Annotated in this window: 24 protein-coding genes; 14 read left to right on the top strand and 10 right to left on the bottom strand. The window is 64.7% G+C overall.

The annotated features are described in order from the left end of the window. Positions 1-158: 158 nt before the first annotated feature. The 3 genes from C8C98_RS16180 to C8C98_RS16170 are packed head-to-tail and all read right to left on the bottom strand — an operon-like array spanning position 159 to position 3847. Positions 159-956, bottom strand: coding sequence for a xanthine dehydrogenase family protein subunit M (locus C8C98_RS16180; protein ID WP_121455117.1), 798 nt, complete (start codon positions 954-956; stop codon positions 159-161). A gap of 11 nt (positions 957-967) precedes the next feature. Continuing rightward, positions 968-3355 carry a xanthine dehydrogenase family protein molybdopterin-binding subunit gene (locus tag C8C98_RS16175; protein WP_121455116.1) on the bottom strand — a complete coding sequence of 796 codons (2388 nt, stop codon included), beginning with the start codon at positions 3353-3355 and terminating at the stop codon, positions 968-970. Positions 3356-3376: 21 nt separating this feature from the next. Continuing rightward, entirely contained in the window at positions 3377-3847 is a 471-nt protein-coding gene (locus C8C98_RS16170; RefSeq protein WP_121455115.1) for a (2Fe-2S)-binding protein, read from the bottom strand. 226 nt (positions 3848-4073) lie between these two features. Here C8C98_RS16170 and C8C98_RS16165 point away from each other — a divergent pair, with 226 nt between their 5' ends. The 3 genes from C8C98_RS16165 to C8C98_RS16160 all read left to right on the top strand — a co-directional run bounded on the left by C8C98_RS16165 (position 4074) and on the right by C8C98_RS16160 (position 6708). Continuing rightward, a complete protein-coding gene (locus C8C98_RS16165; RefSeq protein ID WP_121455114.1) occupies positions 4074-5147 on the top strand; it encodes a sigma-54-dependent Fis family transcriptional regulator in 1074 nt (357 codons plus the stop codon). Between the two features lie 494 nt (positions 5148-5641). Next, positions 5642-5833: a hypothetical protein gene (locus C8C98_RS21825; RefSeq protein WP_158236308.1), complete on the top strand. Its 192-nt coding sequence runs from the start codon at positions 5642-5644 to the stop codon at positions 5831-5833. Positions 5834-5850: 17 nt separating this feature from the next. Next, on the top strand, positions 5851-6708 hold the full coding sequence (locus tag C8C98_RS16160) for an SPFH domain-containing protein (protein ID WP_158600176.1): 858 nt from the start codon (positions 5851-5853) through the stop codon (positions 6706-6708). A 218-nt stretch (positions 6709-6926) separates the two neighbouring features. On the opposite strand, the gene C8C98_RS16155 is transcribed toward C8C98_RS16160, so the two are convergent. Together C8C98_RS16155 and C8C98_RS16150 are read right to left on the bottom strand one after the other, a co-directional pair. Then, the gene (locus C8C98_RS16155; RefSeq protein ID WP_121455112.1) at positions 6927-7772 is read right to left on the bottom strand and encodes a TOBE domain-containing protein; all 846 of its coding nucleotides are present in this window, start codon (positions 7770-7772) and stop codon (positions 6927-6929) included. Positions 7773-7820: 48 nt separating this feature from the next. Next, positions 7821-8264: a helix-turn-helix domain-containing protein gene (locus C8C98_RS16150; protein WP_099655012.1), complete on the bottom strand. Its 444-nt coding sequence runs from the start codon at positions 8262-8264 to the stop codon at positions 7821-7823. A gap of 95 nt (positions 8265-8359) precedes the next feature. On the opposite strand from C8C98_RS16150, the gene C8C98_RS16145 reads away from it, so the two are divergent. The 8 genes from C8C98_RS16145 (at position 8360) to C8C98_RS16110 (ending at position 16185) form a co-directional block, all read left to right on the top strand. After that, entirely contained in the window at positions 8360-8857 is a 498-nt protein-coding gene (locus C8C98_RS16145; protein WP_121455111.1) for a DUF2938 domain-containing protein, read from the top strand. 46 nt (positions 8858-8903) lie between these two features. Next, complete coding sequence (locus tag C8C98_RS16140) at positions 8904-9503, top strand: flavodoxin family protein (protein ID WP_121455110.1); 600 nt, start codon at positions 8904-8906, stop codon at positions 9501-9503. Further along, complete coding sequence (locus C8C98_RS16135; protein ID WP_121455109.1) at positions 9500-9745, top strand: DUF2798 domain-containing protein; 246 nt, start codon at positions 9500-9502, stop codon at positions 9743-9745. The genes C8C98_RS16140 and C8C98_RS16135 overlap by 4 nt, the downstream gene beginning before the upstream one ends. Positions 9746-9827: 82 nt before the next feature. Then, positions 9828-10595, top strand: coding sequence for a molybdate ABC transporter substrate-binding protein (modA, locus tag C8C98_RS16130; protein ID WP_121455108.1), 768 nt, complete (start codon positions 9828-9830; stop codon positions 10593-10595). Positions 10596-10624: 29 nt separating this feature from the next. Next, positions 10625-11305, top strand: coding sequence for a molybdate ABC transporter permease subunit (modB, locus tag C8C98_RS16125; RefSeq protein WP_121455107.1), 681 nt, complete (start codon positions 10625-10627; stop codon positions 11303-11305). Positions 11306-11307: 2 nt separating this feature from the next. Continuing rightward, the gene (gene modC, locus C8C98_RS16120) at positions 11308-12435 is read left to right on the top strand and encodes a molybdenum ABC transporter ATP-binding protein (RefSeq protein ID WP_121455106.1); all 1128 of its coding nucleotides are present in this window, start codon (positions 11308-11310) and stop codon (positions 12433-12435) included. A gap of 233 nt (positions 12436-12668) precedes the next feature. Continuing rightward, positions 12669-14378, top strand: coding sequence for an EAL domain-containing protein (locus tag C8C98_RS16115; RefSeq protein ID WP_233574570.1), 1710 nt, complete (start codon positions 12669-12671; stop codon positions 14376-14378). 106 nt (positions 14379-14484) lie between these two features. Then, complete coding sequence (locus tag C8C98_RS16110; protein WP_121455105.1) at positions 14485-16185, top strand: AarF/ABC1/UbiB kinase family protein; 1701 nt, start codon at positions 14485-14487, stop codon at positions 16183-16185. A gap of 245 nt (positions 16186-16430) precedes the next feature. On the opposite strand, the gene C8C98_RS16105 is transcribed toward C8C98_RS16110, so the two are convergent. Genes C8C98_RS16105 through C8C98_RS16090 form a run of 4 tightly spaced genes read right to left on the bottom strand, consistent with a single transcriptional unit; the run spans position 16431 to position 19611 of the window. Then, positions 16431-17291 (bottom strand): molybdate ABC transporter substrate-binding protein, encoded by an 861-nt coding sequence (locus C8C98_RS16105; RefSeq protein ID WP_233574569.1) that lies wholly within the window; start codon positions 17289-17291, stop codon positions 16431-16433. 6 nt (positions 17292-17297) lie between these two features. After that, positions 17298-18125: an extracellular solute-binding protein gene (locus tag C8C98_RS16100; protein WP_121455104.1), complete on the bottom strand. Its 828-nt coding sequence runs from the start codon at positions 18123-18125 to the stop codon at positions 17298-17300. Next, a complete protein-coding gene (locus tag C8C98_RS16095; protein WP_199726663.1) occupies positions 18122-18823 on the bottom strand; it encodes an ATP-binding cassette domain-containing protein in 702 nt (233 codons plus the stop codon). Before C8C98_RS16095 ends, C8C98_RS16100 begins: the two co-directional genes overlap by 4 nt. Positions 18824-18873: 50 nt before the next feature. After that, on the bottom strand, positions 18874-19611 hold the full coding sequence (locus tag C8C98_RS16090; RefSeq protein WP_121455102.1) for an ABC transporter permease: 738 nt from the start codon (positions 19609-19611) through the stop codon (positions 18874-18876). 50 nt (positions 19612-19661) lie between these two features. Between C8C98_RS16090 and C8C98_RS16085 the strand changes: the two genes are divergently transcribed. The 3 genes from C8C98_RS16085 to C8C98_RS16075 all read left to right on the top strand — a co-directional run bounded on the left by C8C98_RS16085 (position 19662) and on the right by C8C98_RS16075 (position 23398). After that, the gene (locus C8C98_RS16085) at positions 19662-20789 is read left to right on the top strand and encodes a substrate-binding domain-containing protein (protein ID WP_099655001.1); all 1128 of its coding nucleotides are present in this window, start codon (positions 19662-19664) and stop codon (positions 20787-20789) included. A 182-nt stretch (positions 20790-20971) separates the two neighbouring features. Then, positions 20972-21592 (top strand): TRAP transporter small permease subunit, encoded by a 621-nt coding sequence (locus tag C8C98_RS16080; RefSeq protein WP_121455101.1) that lies wholly within the window; start codon positions 20972-20974, stop codon positions 21590-21592. A gap of 27 nt (positions 21593-21619) precedes the next feature. Beyond that, positions 21620-23398 (top strand): TRAP transporter large permease subunit, encoded by a 1779-nt coding sequence (locus C8C98_RS16075; RefSeq protein WP_121455100.1) that lies wholly within the window; start codon positions 21620-21622, stop codon positions 23396-23398. 449 nt (positions 23399-23847) lie between these two features. Here C8C98_RS16075 and C8C98_RS16070 read toward each other — a convergent pair whose 3' ends face one another. After that, positions 23848-24930: a TRAP transporter substrate-binding protein gene (locus C8C98_RS16070; RefSeq protein ID WP_099740753.1), complete on the bottom strand. Its 1083-nt coding sequence runs from the start codon at positions 24928-24930 to the stop codon at positions 23848-23850. Between the last annotated feature and the right edge of the window lie 200 nt (positions 24931-25130).

The raw sequence follows: 25130 nt of genomic DNA, 5'->3' as shown, positions 1-25130 counted from the left end.
GGCCAATTTCACTCAAACTTTAATAGAGCAAGCAGGCCGTAGAAACTGGCGCGGACCAAATCAGTGACCGCCGCGCAAGAGCCGCCCCGCCGCGCTGGCGGTGTCCCCCTTCCCGAATGGCATCGCCATTCGAGAGAAGGGGGAAGGCGCGAAGCGACTCAGGGGGTTGCCATCAATTTCTCCACCGCCCGCTGGGTTTGCACGCTGATGAGGTTGGCGCGGTAGGCGGCACTCGCGTGGATGTCGCTGTTCAGATCGCTGGCGTCAATCTGAACGGCAGCGGCGGCTTGTGGGGTGAAGCTCTGGCTGAGCGCGGCCTCCAGCCCGGCGTGGCGAAACACGCTGGTGGCCGCACCGGTGATGGCCAACCGCACGCCGCCGTCGGTCTGCGCCACAAACACCCCCACCAGCGAGAAGCGCGATGCTGCCTGCTTGAACTTGAGGTAGGCCGCACGCTTCGGGATCGGGAAGCGGATGGCGGTGATGATCTCGCCCTCTTCCAGCGCCGTGGTGTACATGCCCACAAAGAAATCATCGGCCGCAATCTCGCGCTGATTGGTGATGACCGTGGCGCCCAAGCCCAGCACCGCGCTGGGGTAGCAGGCGGCAGGGTCGTTGTTGGCCACCGATCCACCCAGCGTGCCGCGTGCCCGCACCTGGCGGTCGCCAATGTGCGCGGCCAGATCGGCCAATGCGGGAATCGCAGCCTTCACATCAGCGCTGTTGGCCACGTCCATGTGGCGCGTCATGGCGCCAATGACCAGCGCATTGCCCTCGCGGCGGATGCCCGCCAGCTCGGGGATGCTGTTGAGGTCAACGATCTTCTCTGGATTGGCCAGGCGCAGGCGCATCGACGGAAGCAGGCTTTGGCCACCGGCCAGCAGCTTGCCGCCCTGGGCGATGAGCTGTGCAGCGGCTGCGGTGGAGGAGGGATTTTCAAAGGTGAATGCGTACATGCTGGTTCTCCTCAAGCCTTGGCGTTCTGAATCGCTTCCCACACGCGGTGTGGCGATGCGGGCATGTCGAACTCTTTGACACCCAGCGGGTGCAGCGCATCGAGCACCGCGTTGATCACCGCCGGTGGGGAGCCAATGGCCCCCGCCTCGCCGCAGCCCTTGGTGCCCAGCGGGTTGTGCGTGCACGGCGTGCACACATGGCCCAGCTTGAACTCGGGGAAGTCGTCGGCGCGCGGCATGGCGTAGTCCATGAAGCTGCCGGTGAGCAACTGGCCCGTCTCGCGGTCGTACACGCAGTTCTCCATCAGCGCCTGGCCGATGCCCTGCACCAGGCCGCCGTGCACCTGGCCCTCCACGATCATGGGGTTGATGATGGTGCCGAAGTCGTCCACGGCGGTGAACTTGTCCACCCGCGTGGCGCCCGTGGCCGGGTCCACCTCCACCTCGCAGATGTAGGTGCCTGCGGGGAAGGTGAAGTTGGTCGGGTCGTAGAACGCGGTTTCGTTCAGCCCCGGCTCCAGCTTGTCGAGCGGGTAGTTGTGCGGCACATAGGCCGTGAGCGCCACCTGACCGAACGGGATCTTCTTGTCCGTGCCGCGCACGGTGAACTCGCCGCCGCTGAAGTCGATGTCGGCGTCGCTGGCCTCCATCAAATGCGCGGCGATTTTCTTGGCCTTGGCCTCGATCTTGTCCAGCGCCTTCATGATGGCCGCGCCACCCACGCTGATGGAGCGCGAGCCGTAGGTGCCCATGCCAAACGGCACGCGGCCCGTGTCGCCGTGCACGATGTCCACGTTCTCCACCGGGATGCCCAGGCGCGCGGCCACCACCTGCGCAAAGGTGGTCTCGTGCCCCTGGCCGTGGCTGTGCGAGCCGGTGAACACCGTCACGCTGCCGGTGGGGTGCACGCGCACCTCGCCGCACTCGAACAGGCCCGCCCGCGCACCCAGCGCCCCGGCGATGTTGGATGGCGCAATGCCGCAGGCTTCGATGTAGCTGCTGTAGCCGATGCCACGCTTCAAACCTTTGGCCTCGCTGGCCGCCTTGCGCGCCGCAAAGCCCGCCACGTCGGCCAGTTGCTGCGCCTGCGTCATGCAGGCGTGGTAGTCGCCCACGTCGTACTGCAGCGCCACAGGCGTCTGGTAGGGCCAGCTGGTGATGAAGTTGCGCTTGCGGATTTCGTCTTGCGGAAGGTTCATCTCCCAGCCGCAGCGCGACACCAGCCGCTCCAGCAGGTAGGTGGCCTCGGGCCGCCCAGCGCCGCGGTAGGCATCGACCGGCGCGGTGTTGGTGAACCAGGCATCGACCTCCACGTAGATCTGCGGCGTGGTGTATTGCCCGGCCAGCAGCGTGGCGTACAGGATGGTGGGCACGGCGCTGGCAAAGGTGCTGAGGTAGGCGCCCATGTTGGCGTCGGTGTGCACGCGCATGGCCAAAAATTTGCCGTCTTTGTCCATCGCCATTTCGGCATGGCTTACATGGTCGCGGCCATGCGCGTCCGACACGAACGACTCGCTGCGGTCGGCCACCCACTTGATGTTGCGGTTGAGCTTCTTGGCCGCCCAGGTCAGGCACACGTCCTCGGCATACAGAAATATCTTGGAGCCAAAGCCGCCGCCCACGTCGGGCGCAATCACGCGCACCTTGTGCTCGGGCAGCCCCATCACGAAGGCCGTCATCAAGAGCCGCTCGACGTGTGGGTTTTGGTTGCTGACGTACAGCGTGTATTCGTCGTTAGCGCGGCTGTACGAGCCAATGGCGGCACGCGGTTCCATCGCGTTAGGGATGAGGCGGTTATTGACCAGGTCGAGCTTGGTCACATGGGCGGCGTTGGCAAATGCAGCGTCCACCGCGCCCTTGTCGCCAATGGCCCACTTGTAGCAGTGGTTGTCGGGCGCGGCATCGTGCAAGCCTGCGCCCGCCACGGTGCCTGCTGCCGCGTCGGCCACGCTGACCACGGCGGGCAGCATGTCGTAGTCCACCTCCACCAGCTCGGCGGCATCGCGCGCCTGCTGCTGCGTGAGGGCCACGACGATGGCCACGTGGTCGCCCACGTAGCGCACCTTGCCCTGGGCCAGGATGGGGTGTGGCGGCTCCTTCATGGGCTGGCCATCGGTGCTGGTGATGAGCCAGCCGCAAGGCAGGCCGTTGATGTTGTCGGCCGCCACGTCGGCACCAGTGAACACGCCCAGCACGCCGGGCGCGGCCTTGGCAGCGTCCACATTGATGCTGTTGATCCTGGCGTGTGCGTGCGGCGAGCGCACAAACACGGCGTGGCTTTGTGCGGCCAGCACCACGTCGTCGGTGTACTGGCCCGCGCCGGTCAGGAAGCGGTAGTCTTCCTTGCGCTTGAGCGATTCGCCGATGTGCGGCAGCTTGGAAAAGTCGGATGCACCCATGGTCGTTCTCCTTTTTCCTGGTTAAGCAGATGCCATGGCCTTTTGGCCGACTTGCACCGCGCGAACGATGTTCTGGTAGCCCGTGCAGCGGCAAATGTTGCCTTCGAGCAGCTCGCGGATCTCGCCCTCGCTGGCGTTGGGGTGGCTCTTGCACAGGTCCACCGCGCTCATCACCATGCCGGGGGTGCAGAAGCCGCACTGCAGTCCGTGGCACTCCTTGAACGCGGCCTGCATGGGGTGCATCGTGCCGTCGGGGGCGGCCATGCCTTCGATGGTGGTCACCTCGGCCCCCTGAGCCTGCACCGCCAGCATGGCGCAGGATTTGACGGCTTGGCCATTGACGTGCACGGTGCACGCACCGCACTGGCTGGTGTCGCAACCTACATGGGTGCCAGTGAGCAGCAGGTGCTCTCGCAGCGCATGGACCAGCAGGGTGTTGGGAGGCACATCTACGCTGGCCGCACGGCCATTGACGGTGAACTGCACTTGCATCTGGCTGTCTCCTGGAGGGGTGTTGGCTGGATTCGCACACAGCATCTTGAAACGCACCTGCCCCCGCCTCCCTAGGGACAACCCTAGAAGCGCCCAGCGCCGCACGGGATATTCTCAAAATGAAACATGCTGCACTGCACACCAGCCCAGCATGGAACGCCCTTGCCACCCAGCCTCGCACGCCCCCGCCTCCCGGCGCGCCGCAGGCCCTGCTCCGGGGACTTCGATGCTTGCTGCTTCCGATCCACCATCCCATCGCCAGGCCCTGATCCAGAGGGCTCGGCAAAGCATGCTGCTGGGCGCGGGCGGCGAGGCACCGCTGGAGCCGTCGATCACCCGCTCGTGGCAGCGCTGCCTGGCGGCCGGTCTCAGCCCTGGCCAGCGCGTGGTGTTCGAGCCCATTACCGGCCCCACGCTGCGCCACCTGGCCGATGAGAGCCATGCGCTGGTGCATGCAGCGCGCCCGGTGCTGGAGCAGCTCACCCGCGCCATCGCAGGCATGCGCTACTTCGCCATACTCACCAACGCGCGCGGCGTGGTGATCGATGTGCAAGGTGCCGTAGACCGCCAAGACCCACGCACCCGGCTGATCGGCCGGGTGGGGGTCAACCTGTCCGAAGCCGCCGTGGGCACCACCGCCATCGGCACAGCATTGAACGAGCTGGCCCCCGTCTGGCTGCACCGGGGCGAACACTTTTGCGAAGACAACGGAGCCTATAGCTGCGCAGGAGCCCCACTTTTTGACCCGGAAGGGCACTGCGTGGGCATGCTGGACTTGACGGGAGTGGACGTGCCCGAGCGACCTGAACTGCGGCACCTGGTGGCGCGATCCGCCCGAGCGATGGAGGACGCCCTGCTGCTGCAGCGCCCCCACAGCCTGCGCCTGCGCTTGAATTGGCCCGGCAGCCCGCTGGGAGGAGACAACGACGGCCTGGTGCTGCTGGATGCGGACGGCTACCTGCTCGGCAGCAACAGCACCGCCCGCCAGCTGATTCCCACGCCTTTGCAGCCGCCAGGCACGCGCATGCACTGCTCTGATGTGCTGGCTCTGCCCTGGGCCCAGCTGTTTGATGCAGCAGCGCGCCACCACCCTGCGCCGCTGGATTTGCCGCTGTGGTCAGGGCTGCGCTTGCATGCCCTGGCGCAGCGCCCCAGCGCCGCCGCACCCACACCGCTGCGCGCCACGGAAGCCGCCCTGATCCACCAAGCGGTGCAAGACGCCCGTGGCAACGTGGCGCAGGCCGCACGCGCCCTGGGCATCAGCCGCGCCACGGTGTACCGCAAGCTGGGCAGGCACTAGGAGGCCTCTGCACATATCACCGCACCGCGTGCGTCTGCGTCTGCAGCCTTGGGCGGCGCGCATTGCAGCCAAGCCTCGCCGCCCCTGCCGATCTGCGGCGCTCACTTGCCGCCGTGGTGCGCAAAGCCCCCTGGGGCACCAAATTTCAAAACAAAAACGACCGCTAGCGCTTATTTAACAAGCGCAAGCAGCTATCAAATAAATAGCAAATCCAAGGCCCATCACCCCGCCACGGGTCCCCTCTTTGCAGCCCTGCGGGACCTTGCCTGATTGCCCTAAACCCGCCGCGTGCCCGCAGTGTGCCCGCAGCGCGTGGCGCCATAGTGGATGCCTTTTGCGCCCAAGGGGCACTGGCACCGCGCCGCCTTGGCTGGGGTATCTTTGGCACCCAAAGATATCCAAAACAACAGGAAAGGGAGAACCATGCCACACCCTCTGGACCGCACCCACTGGCCGTGGTGCCAGCAGGCCAACACCGCCCACCCAGGCCGACCATGAAGCACCTGCTGCTTTTGCTGGCCATCGCCCTGGGGCTGTATGGCGCATGGCAACTGGCTGGTGCCTCTGCCCGCCAACGCACGCAGCGGCTGCTGCACACCCATGCGCGCCGCGTTGCGGCCATCGTTGCACTGCTGCTGGCCTTGCTGGCACTGGCTTACTACCTGCCCGCCCTCCCCATTCTGTGAAGACCACCATGCCATCCATGAAAACCATCACCCGCCACCTGCGCACCCCTTTGCTGCTGGTTGCAGCCGCCTGGCTGAGTGCCTGCAGCCAGATCGACACCGGCAACGTCGGCGTCGAGCGCACGCTGGGCAAAGTCAGCCCCGAGGCGCTGCCCCCGGGCATCTACTTCACCCTGTTCAAAACGGTGGACGAGTTCACCGCCAAAGAGGTCAGTTTTTCGCTAGAAAACCTGACCCCGAAAAGCCGCGACAACCTCACCATGAAGGACGTGGACATCGACATCTATTACAAGACCACCCCAAGCGCGGTGCCCGGCCTGTTCACCAAGTACCAAGGCGACATGGTGCAGCACCGGCAGGTGGTGCGCGAGGGCACCGCAGACTACGTAATTGCCTACAGCCGCGTATCCCGCGAAGCCCGCGAGGCGATCTACAAGGCAATCGCCCAGTTGGACGCCACCACCATGCACACCAAGCGCACGGAGCTGGCCGAAATGGTGCGCGACGGTCTGCAAAAAGAGCTGGAAGCCAACGACAAAGGCGCCTTCACCGTGACGGCCGTGAACGTGCGCAACCTGCTGACGGACCCCGCCATTGAAGCGGCCATACGCCAACGTGCCGAGACCGACCAGGCCATCGAGCGCAAGCGCAAAGAGGTGGAGCTGGCCAAGGCCGAAGCCGAGCGCCTGGTGGTGGAGGCCAAGGGCCAGGCCGAGGCCAACGAGATCATCAGCCGCTCGCTCACCCCGGCCCTCAAGGAGATCAAGCTGGCCGAGTTGCAGCGCGATGCCGCCATCGCCATCGCAGGCAAGGCGGGCAACACGGTGCTGCTCAATGGCGGCACGCCGTTGGTCAGTGTGGGCGGTAGCAAGTAACGAGGCGTGGCTTGCGGCGGGTGACGGCAGGCCGCGCACTTGCCCCGGGCCCGCAGTGAAGATCCCCCGGCGCAAAAACTTCGACGGGCTCAGCTCAAAAAAATGGAGCCTGGGCAGCCTGAGACAGGCCAAAAATCAGAGGAATTGGCCTCTAGCACTTATGAATAAAGCGCTAAAAGCTATCAAATAAATAGCAAATCCATGACATGGCCTGCGTTTCACAGGCCCGACAGGGCCAGCACCACGGCCGTGTCTTCCACCACAAGCGCCACCCGGCTGCCCACGCGCAAGCCACTGCCCGGTGCCGCAAAGCCAACCATCTGCACGCCCGTGGAGCGCGCGCCCAGCATCAGCTCAGCGGACACCTCGTCGCCTAAGGCACCGCGCACCACCCGCACCACCTTGGCGGGCAGGCGGTAGGTGCTGGCGGGGGCCTGCGGCACGGGGGCGTACGGTGCCGCCCGCTCGACCCGCACGGCCGTCGCCTTGCACAGCGCTTGCACCGCAAGGCCGGGTTGCAGACCCAGCAACTCGGCGCTCTCGCGCGTGATGCGGGCGGCCAAAAAATCAGCCCCGCCGCTCCTGTCACCCTCAGGCAGCTCACCTGCGGCCCCGCCCGCCGCAGCCAGGGCCAAGCCCAGGTGAACCAGCACAATTTGCCCATGCACTTGCACGCCCTGCACCACGCAAGGCCACTGGTTGCGCATGCTGGTGCGCACCGCCAAGCGGGCCACGGCACGGCCTGCATGGGGGTCAGTCTGCCAACGTGCCAGCACTGCGCCGCGCGCCTGGGCCATGGCGTCGGCTGCAGTCAACAGCTGCTGGCCCGCCTCGGTCAGCACCGCACCACCGCCACCGGCGCCGCCCACAGCGCGCTTGACCAGCGGGGTGCCCGCCAGATTGGTGAGGGTGTCCACCGCCTGCCACGCGGCCTTGTAGCTCACGCCCACCGCACGGGCCGCTTGCGAGATGGAGCCGCCCTGGCCAATCTGGCGCAGGATGTCGATGCGTTTGTCAGACAGCGCATGGCCCAGCGCGTCAGAGAGAGAAAGAGAAGCAGGCATGGGTCGATGATGCCTGAGCGGTGATTGCGCGCACGTCTCTCCCGCAACTCATAAAGGCTTGCGCCGCGCCCCAGCCACGGGCTTCAAAGACTTCTGTTTGCGCTCCAGCGCCCCCGCCGCAGCGGCCTTGAGCAGCCGCTGGAACGACGGGCATTGCGCGTGACTCTCGGCCGGGCAAGCCGCTGCGTGCCGCAAACCATGGCTCATGGCCTTGAGGCGTTTGACCATCACATCGATTTCATCGGCCTTGGCCGAGAGCAGCTGCCGGTCGATGCTGGGCTGGCCGCTGGGCAGGAACATGGAGCGGATCTCGTCCAGCGAGAACCCGGCCGACTGCCCCAAGGCAATCAGCGCCAACTGCTCCAGCACGCCGGGGGCAAACCGGCGGCGCTCGCCCGGCTGGCCCACCGAACTCACCAACCCCTTTTCCTCGTAGTAGCGCAGCGTCGATGCGCGCAGGCCGGAGCGTTTGGCCACTTCCGAAATGTCCATGAAAAAACCTCTTAGAAATCTGTTGACTTCAAGTTGACTTGAACTTCTATAGTGAATTCATACCGTTCCTGCGTCAACCGTTCAAGGGGTTATTTATGGCTTTTCATTGGCAAGACTTTCTGCTCGCCCTGCCCGTCGGCGTGGGCGCCACCGCCGTCATGGACGCCTGGCTGGTGCTGCTGCGGCACCTGGGCGTGCCCACCCTCAACTTCGCTTTCATCGGCCGTTGGGTCGGGCATCTGCTGCGGGGCCGCATCGCCCATGCGGCCATCGCCAAGGCGCCACCCATCTGGGGCGAGCTGGCCTGGGGCTGGCTCACGCACTACGCCGTGGGTGTGGGCTTTGCCGCCGTGCTGCTGAGCATGGTGGGCGCGGGCTGGGTGCATCACCCCACCTTGCTGCCCGCGCTGGCCATGGGCGTTGGCACTGTGGCCGCGCCGCTGCTGGTGATGCAACCGGCCATGGGCTCGGGCATTGCGGCATCGCGCACGCCCACACCACTCAAAAACTGCCTGCGCAGCCTGGCCAACCACACCGTGTTTGGCTTCGGCCTGTACCTGTCGGCGCTGGCCATCGGCCTGGTTTCACGATGACCGCCCTCACGCTCAACTCCCAGAAACCCTTCAAGGAAACCACACCATGCAAAACATAGCCATCATTTATCACAGCGCCCACGGCCACACCGCCCACATTGCGCAGCAGGTCTGCGAGGGTGCCCAAGGCGTTCCTGGCATCCAGGCCGAGTTGCTTCGGGCCGAAGACCTGGCCCTCAATCCAAATGCCCTGCTGCGCTACGACGGCCTCATCCTCGGCTCGCCCACCTACCTGGGCGGGGTGTCCGGGCCGTTCAAGACCTTCATGGACGCCACTGGCGGCCTGTGGAAAACGCAGCAGCTCAAAAGCCGGCTTGCGGCGGGCTTCACCGTGTCATCGCTGCCTGCGGGCGACAAGCAATCCACCTTGCTGTCGATGTTTGTGTTTGCCATGCAGCACGGCATGGTGTGGGTGGGCAACCCCATCCTGCCCGAGCAGCATGCGGGTGTGCCGTACGACGAAGCCGCTAACCGGCTGGGATCCTGGTCGGGCCTGATGGCGCAGGCAGGCCATGGCTCGCCCGCTGACGCGTTTGCACCGGGCGATGTGAAAACGGCCCGGATGTTTGGCCACCATTTCGCGCAAACCCTGCAGCGCCTGGGGGCTGCGGCCACCCAGCAGCCACAAGACAAGGTCGCCGCATGATCCCCGCCCGCTATGGCCCCGTGCTGTTCAGCCTGATCCTGTCTGGCACCATGTCGCTGCTGGTGTCGGGCATTGCCACCTATCGCACGCTGCCGCTGCACCCAGGCTTTGCAGGCCTGTGGATGAACGCCTGGCTGAGCGGGTGGTTGTTCGCCTTCCCAGCGGTGATGCTGGCCGCGCCGCTGGCCCGCCGGGTAGTGGCCTGGCTCACCCATCCGGATCCTACAAAACTCAGTCCATAGCAATGCGCCCAGAAGGTGATTGCAGGCCAGTGCCTATACTCTCGCTATTCCATTAATGAATAGCGTTTTACGCCGCCACACCATGCTCCATCGCGTCGCGCCCCTGACCCGCCACCTTTTGCTGACGGGGTTCGCCTTCTCTGTGCTTCAGGCCGCGCACGCCGACACCGTCTCGGTTGCCGTGGCGGCCAACTTCACTGCCCCCATGCAAAAGATTGCGGCCGCCTTTGAGGCCGACACCGGCCACAAAACCGAGCTGTCGTTCGGTGCCACGGGCAAGTTTTATGCGCAGATCACCAACGGTGCGCCGTTCCAGATCCTGCTGTCGGCCGACGACACCACCCCCGCCAAGCTGGAGAAGGATGGCAAGGCTTTGGCCAACACGCGCTTTACCTACGCCATTGGCACGCTGGTGCTGTGGAGTGCCCAGCCCGGCTATGTGGACGCCCAGGGCCAGGTCCTGCAGACCGGAGACTTCAAGCACCTGGCGCTGGCCAACCCCAAGCTGGCCCCCTACGGCCTGGCCGCCACGCAAGCCATGGACAAACTGGGGCTGACTGCCAAACTGCAACCGCGCTGGGTGCAGGGCGAGAACATTGCCCAGACCTACCAGTTTGTCGCCAGCGGCAATGCGCAGCTGGGCTTTGTGGCCTTGTCGCAGGTGATGGTGGACGGCAAGATCGCCCAGGGATCGGCCTGGCGGGTGCCAGCGCAACTGCACGACCCCATCCGCCAGGATGCCGCGCTGCTGCTGCCGGGCAAAGACAGTGCGGCTGCGGCTGCGCTGCTGAAGTACCTGCGTGGCGACAAGGCCCGCGCCATCATCCAGGCCTACGGCTATAGTTTCTAGCCCGCCCTCCCCAGCCACCGCCCCACTCCATGCCTTTTTCCAGCGCCGACCTTACAGCCATTGGCCTCACGCTGCGGCTGGCGGGCACCACCATGGCGCTGCTGTTGGTGCTGGGCACGCCCCTGGCCTGGTGGCTGGCGCACACGCCCTCGCGCTGGCGCGGCGCCGTGTCGGCGGTGGTGGCCTTGCCATTGGTGTTGCCGCCCACGGTCATCGGCTTTTACCTGCTGGTTTCGCTGGGGCCCAACGGGGCCCTCGGGCAGTTCACCCAATGGCTGGGGCTGGGCACCCTGCCCTTCACGTTTTGGGGCTTGGTGGTGGGCTCGCTCATCTATTCCCTGCCCTTTGCGGTGCAGCCACTGCAGCACGCGTTCGAGTCCATCGGCAAGAAGCCCCTGGAGGCCGCCGCCACGCTGGGTGCGGGGCCGCTCGACCGATTTTTTACCGTGGCGCTGCCGCTGGCACGGCAAGGGTTCATCACCGCCGCCATCCTGAGCTTTGCGCACACCGTGGGCGAGTTTGGGGTGGTGTTGATGCTGGGGGGCAATATCCCCGGCGTGACGCGCGTGGTGTCGGTGCAAATCTATGACCATGTAGAAGCGCTGGAATACGCCCAGGCCCATTGGCTGGCAGGGGGCATGGTGCTGTTTTCGTTCTTGGTGCTGCTGGGCCTGAACCTCACGCGACGCCAACCCGCCGCAGCGTTTTGACCATGGCCCACGCCCCCCGCCCTGCCCAGGCTGCGCCCGCCCCGCCCATTGAAGTGCGCCTGCAACTGCAGCGCAGCGGCTTTGTGCTGGATGTGGACATGCAACTGCCTGGGCGCGGAATCACGGCACTGTTTGGCCCCTCGGGCTGCGGCAAAACCACCTGCCTGCGCGCCATGGCAGGGCTGGAGCACGCCCCCCTGGGCTGGGTGCGGGTGCATGGCGAGGTGTGGCAAAACGATGGTGTGCAAGACGGCCCGCGCATCTGGCTCCCAGCGCACCAGCGCGCACTGGGCTACGTGTTTCAAGACTCGCAGCTGTTTGACCACCTGGACGTGCGCGACAACATTGCCTACGGCCTGCAGCGCACCCCAGCGGCGCAGCGGCGGGTGGCCGTGGAGCAGCTGGTGGAGCTGCTCGGCATTGGCGCACTGATGGAGCGCAAGCCCGCCACGCTGTCGGGCGGCGAGCGCCAGCGCGTGGCCATCGCACGGGCCCTGGCCACCAGCCCGCGCCTGCTGCTGATGGACGAGCCGCTGGCCGCGCTGGATGCCCAGCGCAAAGCCGAGGTGCTGCCCTACCTGGAGCGGCTGCACAGCGCGCTGGACATTCCCGTGGTGTACGTCAGCCATGCGCTGGACGAAGTGGCCCGGCTCGCCGAGCACATGGTGCTGCTGGAGGTAGGCCGCGTGCGCGCCAGTGGCCCCACCGCAGAGCTGATTGCCCGGCTGGACCTGCCGCTGGCCCAAGGCGACGCCGCAGCCACCGTGGTCACCGGCACCGTCGCGCACCATGCACCGCAGGACCACATCACCAGCGTGGCGTTTGCCGGGGGTGAGCTGCTGCTGGTCAGCCCCCAACCCCGTGCGCCAGGCCAAACCGTCAAGCTGCGCGTGCAGGCCCGTGATGTGAGCCTGGCACTCACCCCACCGCAGGACAGCAGCATTCTGAACATCGTGCCCGCCACCGTGGCCGAGCTGCGCGAAGACAGCCCCGGCCAATGGATGGTGGCCTTGCTCGCTGGCAACACCCGATTGCTGGCCCGGGTCACCCAGCGCTCGGCCCACGCGCTGCAACTGAAACCCGGGCTGCCTGTGTTTGCCCAGATCAAGGGCATTGCCATCGTGAATTGATCCGGGGCCATACATGGCCCCGCCGTCACAAGCCTAGCGCTTGCGGCCCCAACAGCAAAGCGCGCCTCCAGGCGCGACACTCAGCGCCCGTCCTGAACGCCAAGACCCAACCGCGCTGCCTGCAGCCAGGGGGTATTTTTGCGCACCGCTTAAAATGTCAACAAAATGTATCTTGAGCGTTGCGCAGGCACCTCAATTGAAAGTCAATTGCATTCCCGTTGTACCTCAACCGTATGATGGCCGCATCAAACGAAGGTGAACACAGGGTGGAAGTAGTTTCGATCTGGCAAGGCGCCACGCAGGCGTTTGGGGTGGGGTTTCCGCCACTCATGCACAGCCTGCTGTACTGGGGCTTTGCCTCACTGGTCGTTCATGTGTGCCAACGGCTGGTAGAGCACACTGCATTTTCCGTAGACCCGTCCAGCCGCCGCATCAGCGCATCGCATGCGGCGCTGTGCACTGGTTGCATCGTCTGGGCGCTGGATGTGGTGGGCCTGTTCATGTACTCCGAGCTGTCTCACCACGCCCTGGAACTGGGGCCTGCGCTGGGCTGCTTGCTGGTCATGGTCTTCAGCTCCCGACTCACTATCCCGGCGCTGAGCACCAGCACCAGCATCCGCAGCCTAATTCCTGCAGGCTTGGTGCTCGCACTGGGCATGTTGTCAGGGCACTTTTTGCTGGCCCGCAGCTATGTGGCCCATTTTTCCGAGGTCAATGGTTTGGCCATTGCACTGGCCTTCGCCACAGCCTTTGGCGTGGCCTGCTACACCGCCATCCGGCACCGAGCTGCAAAGATGAGCGCACTCACCCCCCGCTACACCCCGCAAAACTGGATGGACAAGCTCATCTGCGGCGGAGCCATCCTGGTACTGCACTGGCTGCTGCTCAACTGCTTTCCCTTGCAAAAGCCAGCCGCGGGTGACCCAGCCAATGGCCTGACATTGCTGGCGGTGCTGCTGGTCTTTACCCTCGCCTTGACTGTGGAGCAGCTTCGCAACATCCGCTCTGACCAGGTTCGCCAGCATCTGCAGCGGCTGGGGTTGTCGCTCATGCGTGTCATCCCGGCACAACAAAAGCCGCCAGCGCACGATATCCAGCTGTCGCTGATTGCCGACCACCTGCCCCGGCTGCTCAACCGCAACAGCCTCACGCTGCACTTTCAGCCCATCGTCAACCTGTATGGTCCCCAAGTTCATTACGAGGCGCTGCTGCGCCTGAATGACCCGCTGCTGGGCCCCCTGAGCCCCGACGCATTTTTTTTGGTGTGCGAATTGCAGGGAAAAACCAGCCAGGTGGACCGGCTGGTTCTGGCCAATGCACTGGATGCCGCCCAGGGTTGGCTAGCCCAGGGCATGCGCAGCAGCAAGGTGTGCGTGAATGTGGCACCCGTCACTCTGCTGGAGCCCGACTTTGCCCAATGGCTGGGCGCCAAGCTCCGACGGCGCGGGCTGCCTTGGGGCATGCTGCAGCTGGAGCTGACCGAGCACGCCATAATTGCCTGCGGCACACACATGGTGCAGGCCATCAACGACTTACGGACGCTGGGCGTTGGCGTGTTCATGGACGACTTCGGGGCCGGCTATTCATCGCTCGGTGTGCTGGCCGACCTGCCCATCAGTGGCATCAAGTGCGACCGGCTTTTTGTGCGACAGCTGCCCCAAGACCCGCGCCGCCAATCCCTGCTGCGCCATGTGGTGCGGCTGGCACGGGACCTGCACCTCGAGGTGGTGGTGGAAGGGGTGGAGACAGAGCAAGAACTGCAGTCGGTGCTGGAGAGCGGCATTGGCAATGTTCAGGGCTATTTTTTCAGCAAAGCCATGCCACCAGAGGCCGTGCCCCAGTGGCACCAGGCCTACCGCCCAGCGCAGATCACGGTACTGCCCCCACGCCCCGCGGTGGCTGCATCGCCGTTTTTGGCAAGCCCTGCACCCATGCCCTCCTGACCTACCCAGTTGGCTCACGGCAGCCCTGCTCCTTGCATGCCACCTAACTAACACCGGGCTGCCCCGGGACAAAGCACCCCCACCACCTGCGCACTATCATCCCGGCATGCTCATCGAGACTCTGGACACCGCGCGCGACCTGGGGCGCCTCAAGGAAATTCTGGGGGTGATGGTGCGCCACGGCTTTGGCGACACCGTGCGCCGCCTGGGCCTGGCCGACAAGCTCGAACGCGCGGGGCAAGCCCTGCACCGCCCCCACGCCGCAGACCTGGCCCGCATCGAGCCCCCGGTGCAGGTGCGTATGGCCCTGGAAGAGCTGGGCCCGACCTTCGTCAAGTTTGGGCAAATTCTGGCGGGCCGCGCTGACCTGTTTGGCCCCGAATTCATCACCGAACTGGAGAAACTGCACAGCCAGGTGCCCGCCGTGCCTTTTGAGGCGCTGCGCCCCCAACTGCGCGAAGACCTGGGCGGCGAGCCCGAAGCCGTGTTTGCCTGGTTCGACACGGTGCCTCTGGCCGCCGCCTCCATCGCCCAGGTGCACCGCGCACGGCTGCACGATGGCACCGAGGTCATCGTCAAGATCCGCAGGCCCGGCATTGCCGATACCATTGCCGCAGACCTGCGCCTGCTGCAGCGCCTGTCCGCCTTGGCCGAGGCCGAGCTGCCTGCCCTCAAGCCCTACCACCCGCAGCAACTGGTGCGCGAGTTTGCCCAGTCGCTGCGGCGCGAGCTGGACCTGGCAGGCGAATGCCGCCAGGCAGAGCGCATTGCCGCCAACCTGAAGACCCTGCCTTGGATCACCGTGCCCCGCGTGTACTGGCACCACACCAGCGAGCGGGTCAACGTGCAGGACTTCATCGCAGGCACGCCCGGGGGGGCGCTGGATGCGCTGACGCCAGAGGCCGGGTTCAATCGCACCGTGCTGGCCCAGCGGGGTGCGCAAGCCGTGCTCAAAATGATTGTGCAAGACGGGGTGTTCCACGCCGACCCGCACCCCGGCAATGTGTTTTACCTGCCGGGCAACCAGATCGCCTTCATCGACTTTGGCATGGTGGGGCGCTTGTCGCAGCGGCGGCGCGATGAGCTGCTGCAGCTGCTGCTGGGCTTGGTAGAGCAGCAGCCCCAAGCCGTGGCCGATGTGCTGCTGGACTGGACGGGCGATGGGCCGGGCACGCCACTGGGCCAGCTGGAAACCGAGATTGAAGCCTTTGTCGACCAGTACCACGGCGTGCCGCTGGCGCAATTGAGCCTGGGCCAGATGCTGGCCGACGTGACGGCCATCCTGCGCGAGCACCACCTGGGGCTGCCCTCTGACCTGGCCCTGCTCATCAAGGCCTTTATCTCACTGGAGGGCATGGGCCGCAACCTCGACCCGGGCTTTCACATGGCATCCGAGGCGCTGCCCCTGCTGCAGCAAGTGGTCAAGGCCCGCTACCAGCCCAAGGCCGTTGCCACGCGCACCTGGCAAACGCTGCGGCGCGCACTGGCCACGGTGGAGCAGCTGCCCGACGACATCTCGCGCCTGCTGCGCAACGCCCGGCGCGGGCACTTGCAGGTGGGCATTGAACTGGCCCACCTCAAACGCGTGGGCGACCAAATCGACCGATCGGCCAACCGCCTGGCGATGGCACTGGTGATTGCTGCGCTCATCATTGGCTCGTCCATCGTGATGACGGTGAAAGGCGGGCCCACTCTGTTCGGCTTGCCCGCCTTCGGCTTTCTCGGATTTTTTGGGGCCGTGGTGTGCGGGCTGTGGCTGGTGCGTGCCATCTGGCGCAGCAGCCACCACCGTGATGATGAGACTTGAAGCAGTCTTAGTGTGGCTAACAAAACTCAGCACAGCGGCCCTGGCTGGGCGTTACGCGGCAGGCGGTACGAGGAGTACGACAAGGCGGAACAACGACGCCAGGGGAGTTTTGTTAGCCGCTCTTGAAACGAAAAAGACACACGCTGCACCCCACCAGGCTGGTACAGCGTGTGCCGTGCAAACTGCCAACGCCAAGCTAAGGCAAGGCGATTGAATCGCCTCCACACGGGGCGATTCAGGACCGTTCAAGGTCGCTCAAAACCCAGCCGCTGCAGCACAGCCTGCGCCGCTGGCTCGGTGAGCGACTGCGCAAAGGCTTTGGCCTGCGCCGAGGCATCTGCGCGCACTGCCAGGCCATAGGCGGCCCCCACCTGCAGCGTTGCCGGCAAGGGCACCACGCGCAGCGAAGGCACCTCGGCCTGGGCCGACACAGCATTGGTGCAGTAGGTCAAAAACACATCGGCCTGGCGCTGCTCCATCACCCACGCGTAGGTGCCGCGCCCTGCAGGTGGCTTGGGCGAGTCGGCCGCCCCCGTGAGCTTGAGCGCCTTGGCATCGAGCACCGCGTAGGCCCCTGGCTGCACAGCGTCGGCCTTGCGAAACAAGGCCCAGGCATAGTCGCCCGAGGGGTCTGCCTTGGGGGTGGAGGTGCCCAGCCGCACATCACTGCGCAGCAGGGTGGGCAGCAAGGTGTCTGGCATGGCGTCGATATGAGGCCCCGTCAGCGCGCACAGGGCGTTGCGCGTGAAGACGACGACAGGCTGCCAGCCCCCTTGGGCGGCCAGGCGCTGTGGGTGCTCGGTGTCTGCTGAAGCGAACACTTGGGCGGGTTCACCCTGCTCAATGCGCTCGCGCAGCAAGCCAGAGGCACCGAACGTGAGCCGCACGGGCTGGCCCGTGCGTGCTTCGTGGTTCAGCGCAATTTCGGTGAGCGCTTCGCGCAAGCTGCCTGCGGCGTACACCGCAATGGGCGATGCGTCAGCCATGGGTGCCTTGGCAGCCGGTGCAGAGCACCCTGCCAACCCCATAGTCAAGGCGGCCATCGCAGCGCAGGCCGACCACGCCGTGGCCGTGCGGCGGCTGTGTAGGGGCGTGCATCCGGGCATGGCCGATCACTTGGCTGCGTTAGGGAAGAACAATTGCTCGCCACCGATCTTGTAGGCGGCAATCACGTTCTGCCCGGCGGGTGACACCACCCAGTCCACAAACTTCTGCGCGTCTTGCGCCTTGACGTGGGCATGCTTGGCGGGGTTCACCACCATCACGCCGTATTGGTTGAACAGGCGGGTATCGCCCTCCACCAGCACGGTCAGGTCCGCACGGTTCTTGAAGTTGAGCCAGGTGCCCCGGTCGGCCAGCACATAGGCACCGCTGGAGGCTGCGATGTTCAGCGCCGGGCCCATGCCACAGCCGCACTCCTTGTAGCCACTGCCCTTGCTGGCTTCGACGCCCGCCAGCTTCCAGTAGCGCAGCTCGGCCGCATGCGTGCCGCTCTTGTCACCGCGCGAGACGAATTCGCCGTTGGAGGTAGCCAGCTTCTTGAGCGCTTCAACAATGTCCTTGCCCTTGGTGCCCACTGGGTCGGCCTTAGGGCCCACCAAGATGAAGTCGTTGTACATGACCGGGTAGCGCTTGACGGCCCAGCCATCGGCCACGAACTTTTCTTCAGCGGCCTGGTCGTGCACGAAGAGCACGTCCGCATCCCCGCGGCGGGCGGTGTCCAGCGCCTGGCCGGTGCCCAAGGCCACCACCTTCACATCCAGGCCACTGGCCTTTTTGAACTCAGGCAACAGGTGCGAGAACAAGCCCGACTGCTCGGTCGAGGTGGTGGAGGCCATGGTGATAGACTGCGCCGACGCGGCACCACACGCTACCAAAACAATAGCTGCCAGCGCTTTATGGACGGGCGCTAGAGCACACAAAAGCTTGAAATTCTTCATACCAATTCTCCTTTGACAAACAAACGGGCGGCCTCTGGCAAGGGGCCGTTGAAAAAGTCATGCACCGGCAGATCGGCCACCAGGCGCCCATGCTCCAGGTACACCACCCGGCTGGCCAGGCGCTTGACCTGCCCCAGGTTGTGGCTGCTGAACACCATGGTCACGGGCTGCGCGCTGGCTAGCTCGGCGTGCCCCTCAGCAAACTCCGCCATCAACGCCTCCACCTCGCGCTTGGCATGCGGGTCGAGGCTGGAGGTGGGCTCGTCCAGCAGCAACACATCGGCGCGCAAGGCCCAGGCGCGGGCCAGTGCCACACGCTGCTGCTGGCCGCCCGACAAGGTGCGGGCGTTTTGCAAGGCAATGGCCTGCAAGCCCACGCGGTGCAGCGCAGCCAGTGCCTGTGCGCGCGCATCAGCCCAGCGGCTGCCGCGCAGCCACAGCGCCAGCGCCACGTTGTTTTGCGCACTGGTGCGCAGCATGTGGGGGCGCTGGAACAGCATGGCCTGCTGGCGCGCGGGCGCCGTGTGGCAGTGCACGGCGCTGGCGGGCACCAGGCCGTGCAGCACGCGCAGCAGCGTGCTCTTGCCGCTGCCATTGGCGCCCACCAGGGCCACACGCTCGCCAGGGGCAATGCGCAGCGTCACACCCGTCAGTGCATGTACACGGCCAAAGCGCACGTCCACCGCCTGCAAATCCATGAGGGACGCTGTCACAGGGGATGTCATGGCGTCCAGGGGCAGGTCGGCCATCATGCGGCCACCCCAACGGGCAGATCGGTGCTGGCACCGTCCACCCGCTCGCGCCAACGCCGCAGCAGCGCAATCACCACGTTCAGCGCCAGCACCACCGCCAGCAAAATCAAGCCCAGCGCCAGCGCCAGGGGCAGGTCACCCTTGCTGGTCTCCAGCGCAATGGCCGTGGTCATCACGCGGGTAAAGCCATCGATGTTTCCGCCCACAATCATCACGGCGCCCACTTCTGAAATAGCGCGGCCAAACGAGGCCAGCAGCACCGTGAGCAAGGCGTAGCGCTCGTCCCATGCCAGCAACAAGCTGCGCAACAGCGGCCCTGCGCCCAGCGATCGCAGTTGCTCACCATGCGCACGTTCGGCATCGTCCACCACCTGCCGCGTCAGGGCCGTGGCCACCGGCAGCACCAGCAGCGCCTGGGCCAGCACCATGGCTTTGAAGCTGAACAACCAGCCCCAGCTGCCCAGCGGCCCGCTGCGCGACAGCAGCAAATACACCACCAGCCCCACCACCACCGAGGGCACGGCCAGCAAGGTGTTGAGCACCGCCAACACCGCGCCGCGCCCGGCAAAGCGCGCCACACCCAGCCAGGCGCCCAGCACCAAGCCCGCACCACAAGCCAACAGGCAGGCGGTGGCGCTGACAGACAGAGATCGGCCGACGATGGTCCACAAAGCGGGGTCGGCAGAGAAAGTGAGTTGCAGCGCTGTGTTCGCGCTTTCGGTGAGGGTGGACATGGATTCGACTATCGTATGCACCCAGCCAATCTCCAGCGATATGAAATCCTGTGCATAGGATCCAACTCCACTACACCTTGAGCCGCGATGCGGGCGACGCCCAGATCCGCAACCCCCTGCCCGAAATGTTGGAAGCCGTGGCGCAGCAGGGGTCCATCTCTGCCGCAGCGCGCACGCTGGGCATGTCGTACCGCCATGTCTGGGGCGCCCTCAAGCGGTGGGAGGAACAACTGGGCGGCGAGCTGATCATCTGGGGCAAGGGCCAGTCCGCCCAGCTCAGCGAGTTCGGCACCAAGCTGCTGTGGGCCGAGCGCCAGGCCCAGGCCCGCCTGGCGCCGCAAATTGCCGCCCTGCACGCCGACCTGGAGCGCGCCTTTGCCGTGGCCTTTGACGACAGCGCCCATGTGCTGACCATGTACGCCAGCCACGACGACGCACTGGCCACCCTGCGTGCCCACGCGGCCACGCCCGGCGAGTCAGGGGCGCTGCATCTGGACATCCGCTTCACTGGCAGCGTGGACGCCATACGGGCGCTGAACGAGGGCCGCTGCACGCTGGCGGGTTTTCATACATTGGAGCAACCCGCAGCCAGCTCACTGGCCGCCCGCACCTACAAGCCGCTGCTGCAACCGGGCCTGCACAAGATCATTGGCTTTGCCAAGCGCACGCAGGGGCTGATCGTGGCCAAGGGCAATCCGCTGGGCCTGCAGTCGTTGGCCGATGTGGCCCGCACCGGCGCGCGCTTTGTGAATCGGCCCCTGGGCAGTGGCACCCGCGTGCTGCTGGAAGACCAACTGGCCCTGGCGGGCCTGACCGGGCAGCACATCACGGGCTTTGACCACGATGAGCCCTCGCACACCGCCGTGGCACAGGCGGTGGTGGCCGGGGCTGCGGACGCAGGCCTGGGCATCGAGATGGCGGCCCGCGCACGCGGGCTGGATTTTGTGCCGCTGGTGGACGAGCGCTACCACCTGGCCTGCCTCAAATCGAGCCTGGAGCAACCTGCGACACGGGCGCTGCGCGCATTGCTGCTGTCGCCCGCCTGGCAACTGCACATGGCCCAGCTGCCCGGCTACACGCCCATGCGCAGTGGCGAGGTTCTGGCGATGAGCAGCGTGCTGCCGTGGTGGCAATTTGCGGGTCCCAAACGCACTTCGACGCCTAGGAAGAAACCCTAATTGCTACACTTTTAGTAGCTAAAGAACCAATACAGCCATAGGGATAACACCGTCACGCAGCTGTCAGACTCGGCTTACAGTGCTCCGTAGAATCGCGCCGTTGTAAAAGTTCGTGCCCCCTTTCGCCCTACCGGGACGAAAGGCCAGCGCGATGTCGGCAAAGCATTTTTATTGGAGACACCATGCAGGCTCTATTGAAGTTATCCAGGGGGATCGACTGGCTTAACACCCAGGTCGGTAAATACGTGGTCTGGCTGATCTTGGCCTCCACGGTCATCAGCGGTGTGAACGCCGTGGTGCGCAAGGCGTTCAACATCAGCTCCAACGCGTTCCTGGAAGTGCAGTGGTATTTATTTGCTGCCTCGTTCCTGCTCGCTGCGGGCTACACCCTCTTGCAGGGCGAGCACGTCAAGGTGGACGTGGTCTCGAGCCGCTTCTCCAAGCGCACCCAGATCTGGATCGATGTGTTTGGCTACATCGCCTTCCTCACGCCCATGTGTTTTGCCGTGCTCTGGTATGGCATTCCCTTCTTCACACGCGCGCTGGCCTCGGGCGAGATGTCAAGCAACGCTGGCGGACTGATCCGCTGGCCCGTGTACCTGATGATCCCCATGGGCTTCAGCTTGCTGTGGCTGCAGGGCATGTCTGAGTTGATCAAGCGCCTAGCGTTCCTCAAGGGCGTGATCGAAGACCCCACCTCCAAGAAGGCAGAAAAGACAGCCGAAGAAGAGCTGGCCGAGTCCATCCGCAACCTGGCCGAAGCTGCCAAGGGCAACGGCAAGAACAAGGCCGAGGCCCACTGAGCGGCCCCATAAGCGGAGACACACACCATGGAATTCATTGCACACAACCTTGCCCCCATCATGTTTGCGGGGCTCATCTGTTTCTTGCTGGTGGGCTTTCCTGTGGCTTTCAGCCTGGGCGCCTGCGGCTTGTTCTTCGCCTTCATCGGCATTGAGCTGAATGTCTTGCCCGAAGCCCTGCTGCAAGCGGTGCCGCTGCGCATCTTCGGCATCATGCAAAACGACACGCTGCTGGCCATTCCGTTCTTCACGCTCATGGGATTGATCCTAGAGCGAAGCGGTATGGCCGAAGACTTGCTGGACACCATCGGCCAACTGTTTGGCCCCATCCGCGGTGGTCTGGCGCTGGCCGTGATCTTTGTGGGCGCACTGCTGGCCGCCACAACCGGGGTGGTGGCGGCGTCGGTGATCTCGATGGGCTTGATCTCTTTGCCCATCATGCTCAGATACGGCTACGACCGCCGCCTGGCAGCGGGGGTGATTGCCGCCTCCGGTACGCTGGCTCAGATCATTCCACCATCGTTGGTGCTCATCATCATTGCCGACCAACTGGGCCGCAGCGTGGGCGACATGTACAAGGGCGCGTTTGTGCCCGGCCTGATGCTCACGGGTTTTTACGCCCTCTATGTGATCTTGCTGGCGGTATTCAAGCCACAGTGGGTGCCTGCCCTTCCCCCCGAAGCGCGCACCCTGCGTGAAGACAATGGAAAGAACGGCCTGCCCTCGTTGCTGGCTCTGACCGTGGTCTGCACGGCAGCCTCTGTCTACGTGGCCAAAAACATGCCAGCCCTGCACACATGGTGGTCTGGCGAAGTGGTGGAAAAGGTTGCGCTGGATGAGACCATCGTGGTGTCCATGTGCTTTGGCGTGGCTTTGGCCTTCGTGGCCGCCAGCATCAACAAGATCACCCGACTGGGCCTGCTGTCGCGCGTTGCAGAACGTGTGACCTTTGTCCTGATTCCACCGCTGCTGCTGATCTTCCTGGTACTGGGCACCATCTTCCTGGGCGTAGCCACGCCGACCGAAGGCGGCGCCATGGGCGCACTGGGCGCCACCATCATGGCCATCCTGCGGGGCCGCTTGAGCATGAGCCTGCTGACCCAGGCAGTGCACACCACGACCAAGCTGTCGTGCTTTGTGGTGTTCATTCTGGTGGGCGCCACCATCTTTGGTCTGACCTTCCAGGGTGTGGACGGCCCGCTGTGGGTGGAGCATTTGCTGTCAGGCCTGCCAGGTGGCCAATTGGGCTTCCTGATCGTCGTGAACATCATGGTGTTCTTCCTGGCGTTCTTCCTGGACTTCTTTGAGTTGTCCTTCATCGTGGTGCCCTTGCTGGCCCCCGTGGCCCACAAGCTGGGGATTGACCTGATCTGGTTTGGCGTGCTGCTGGCCATCAACATGCAAACCTCGTTCATGCACCCACCGTTCGGGTTTGCGCTGTTCTACCTGCGCAGCGTGGCCCCTGCCAAAGAGTACATGGACAAGGTCACCAAGAAGATGATCGCCCCGGTGACCACGCCGCAGATCTACTGGGGTGCCATCCCCTTCCTGATCATTCAGCTGACCATGGTGGGATTGGTCATCGCCTTCCCAGGCATCGTCTCCAGCGGTTTGGACAAAGAAGAGGTCTATGACCTGGACAAGGTGCGCATGGAAATGGAAGCCACCATGCCTGACGCCATGCCCGAAGCCGCAGACCCCACTGCGGGTATGGAAGGCTCGACCAGCACTGAACCCGCAGCACCCGCAGCGGCAGATGACCCGCTGAAGGCCCTGCAAGACTCTCTGGAACAAGAGAAGAAGTAAGGCACAACGAAAGGAGGCGCTGCCAAAACACCAGCGCCTATTCAAGCCCCGAGCCCCGGCAGACGCTGCGTCTGCCGGGGCTTTTTTGTGTATGGCTCCCAACGGTGAGCTACTCAGCCCCAACAGAGCCCACAGGCAGCAACACCGCCATCCTGTGGGGCACCACCTGCAGACAAAAAGTGCTCAATACCACCAGCCCATGCTCTCCACGCCAGGGCAGGAGCCACCCTACTGACCCCACTGGCGGCACTGTTGCATTGCCCCATCCACCGACGACTCCTCAAGCGCCGCTCACGGCTTTCCCAAGTCAGCGCACGGACAGGCCATTGAGGCCATTGCGCCCACCTGGATCAGGACAACAGCACATAAAAAAACCCACTGGCACGGAGTGCCAGTGGGTTCGGGGGCCTCGGCATGCAGGGCACAAAGCCCTGCAGCGCCAGCAACCGTCAGATCTTTTGCGACGACATGAAGGTGTCGTAACGGGCTTCGGCGAAGCGGAACCAAAGGATCTGGTCACGCTGGAACGAGCGCATGGCAGCGTAGATTTTCTTCCACTCTGGGCTCTTGGCGTCGTTCTCGGCGAACACTTCCATCGAAGCCTTGAACGAAGCGTCCATCACGGCTTGCGAGAAAGGCAGCACCTTGGTCTTGGCAGCCACCAGTTGCTTGAGCGCGGTGGGGTTCAAGGCGTCGTACTTGGCCAGCATGTCGTTGTGGGCCACAGCCGATGCGGCTTCGATGATGGCCTGGAACTCAGACGACACGCCTTCAAAGGCCTTCTTGTTGATGAAGAAGTCCACCTCAGGGCCACCTTCCCACCAGCCAGGGTAGTAGTAGAAGGGGGCCACCTTGTTGAAGCCCAGCTTCTGGTCATCGTAGGGGCCGATCCACTCGGCGGCATCGATCGTGCCCTTTTCGAGCGATTGGTAAATTTCGCCGCCAGGAATGCTCTGGGGCACAGCACCCAGCTTCTGCATTACCTCGCCCACCAAGCCGCCACCCAGGCGCATCTTCAGGCCCTTGAAGTCGGCAGGGGTCTTGATTTCCTTACGGAACCAGCCACCCATCTGCGTGCCGGTGTTACCGCCCGCAAAGCTGACCATGTTGTAGCCGCCATAGAACTCGTTCATGAGCTTGCGGCCACCACCGTGCAACATCCACGCATCCATCTGGCGTGCATTGAAGCCAAAGGGAATCGCCGAGCCCAGCGCGAAGGCGGGGTTCTTGCCGTAGAAGTAGTAAGGCACCGAGTGGCACATTTCCACCGTGCCTTGCTGCACACCGTCCACCACGCCAAAGGGAGGCATCAGCTCGCCACCGGCGTGCACGGAGATTTCAAACTTGCCGCCAGACATGGCCTTGACGGCCTTGGCAAACACGTCAGCGCCACCGAAGATGGTGTCCAGCGACTTAGGGAAGCTGGAAGCCAGGCGCCAGCGAACGGCCGCTTGCGCGTGGACAGCGGGCGCAGCACCTGCGGCCAGCACGCCGGCAATGCCTGCGCGCTTGATGATGGAACGACGATCCATGAGGTTCTCTCCGATATTTGATTGCAAAACCCAGCATGCACGCGCGGTACGCAGCCGTGCCGAGGACTTGTTTCAGCCACATTCATTGTAGGAATATGGCCACCCCGGGCTTTGGGGGTTTTCCCGCGAAAAAGCCCCTGCTGCGAGGGGCTTTCAGGGTTCTGCAAGCAAGCTGGCGCCGCGCTGTCAGGGCACCATGA

The organism is Acidovorax sp. 106, from assembly GCF_003663825.1.
In the GTDB taxonomy this organism is placed as follows: domain Bacteria; phylum Pseudomonadota; class Gammaproteobacteria; order Burkholderiales; family Burkholderiaceae_C; genus Acidovorax.
Note: the sequence above shows the minus strand (reverse complement) of the source record. Positions and strands in the feature narration are given on the sequence as shown.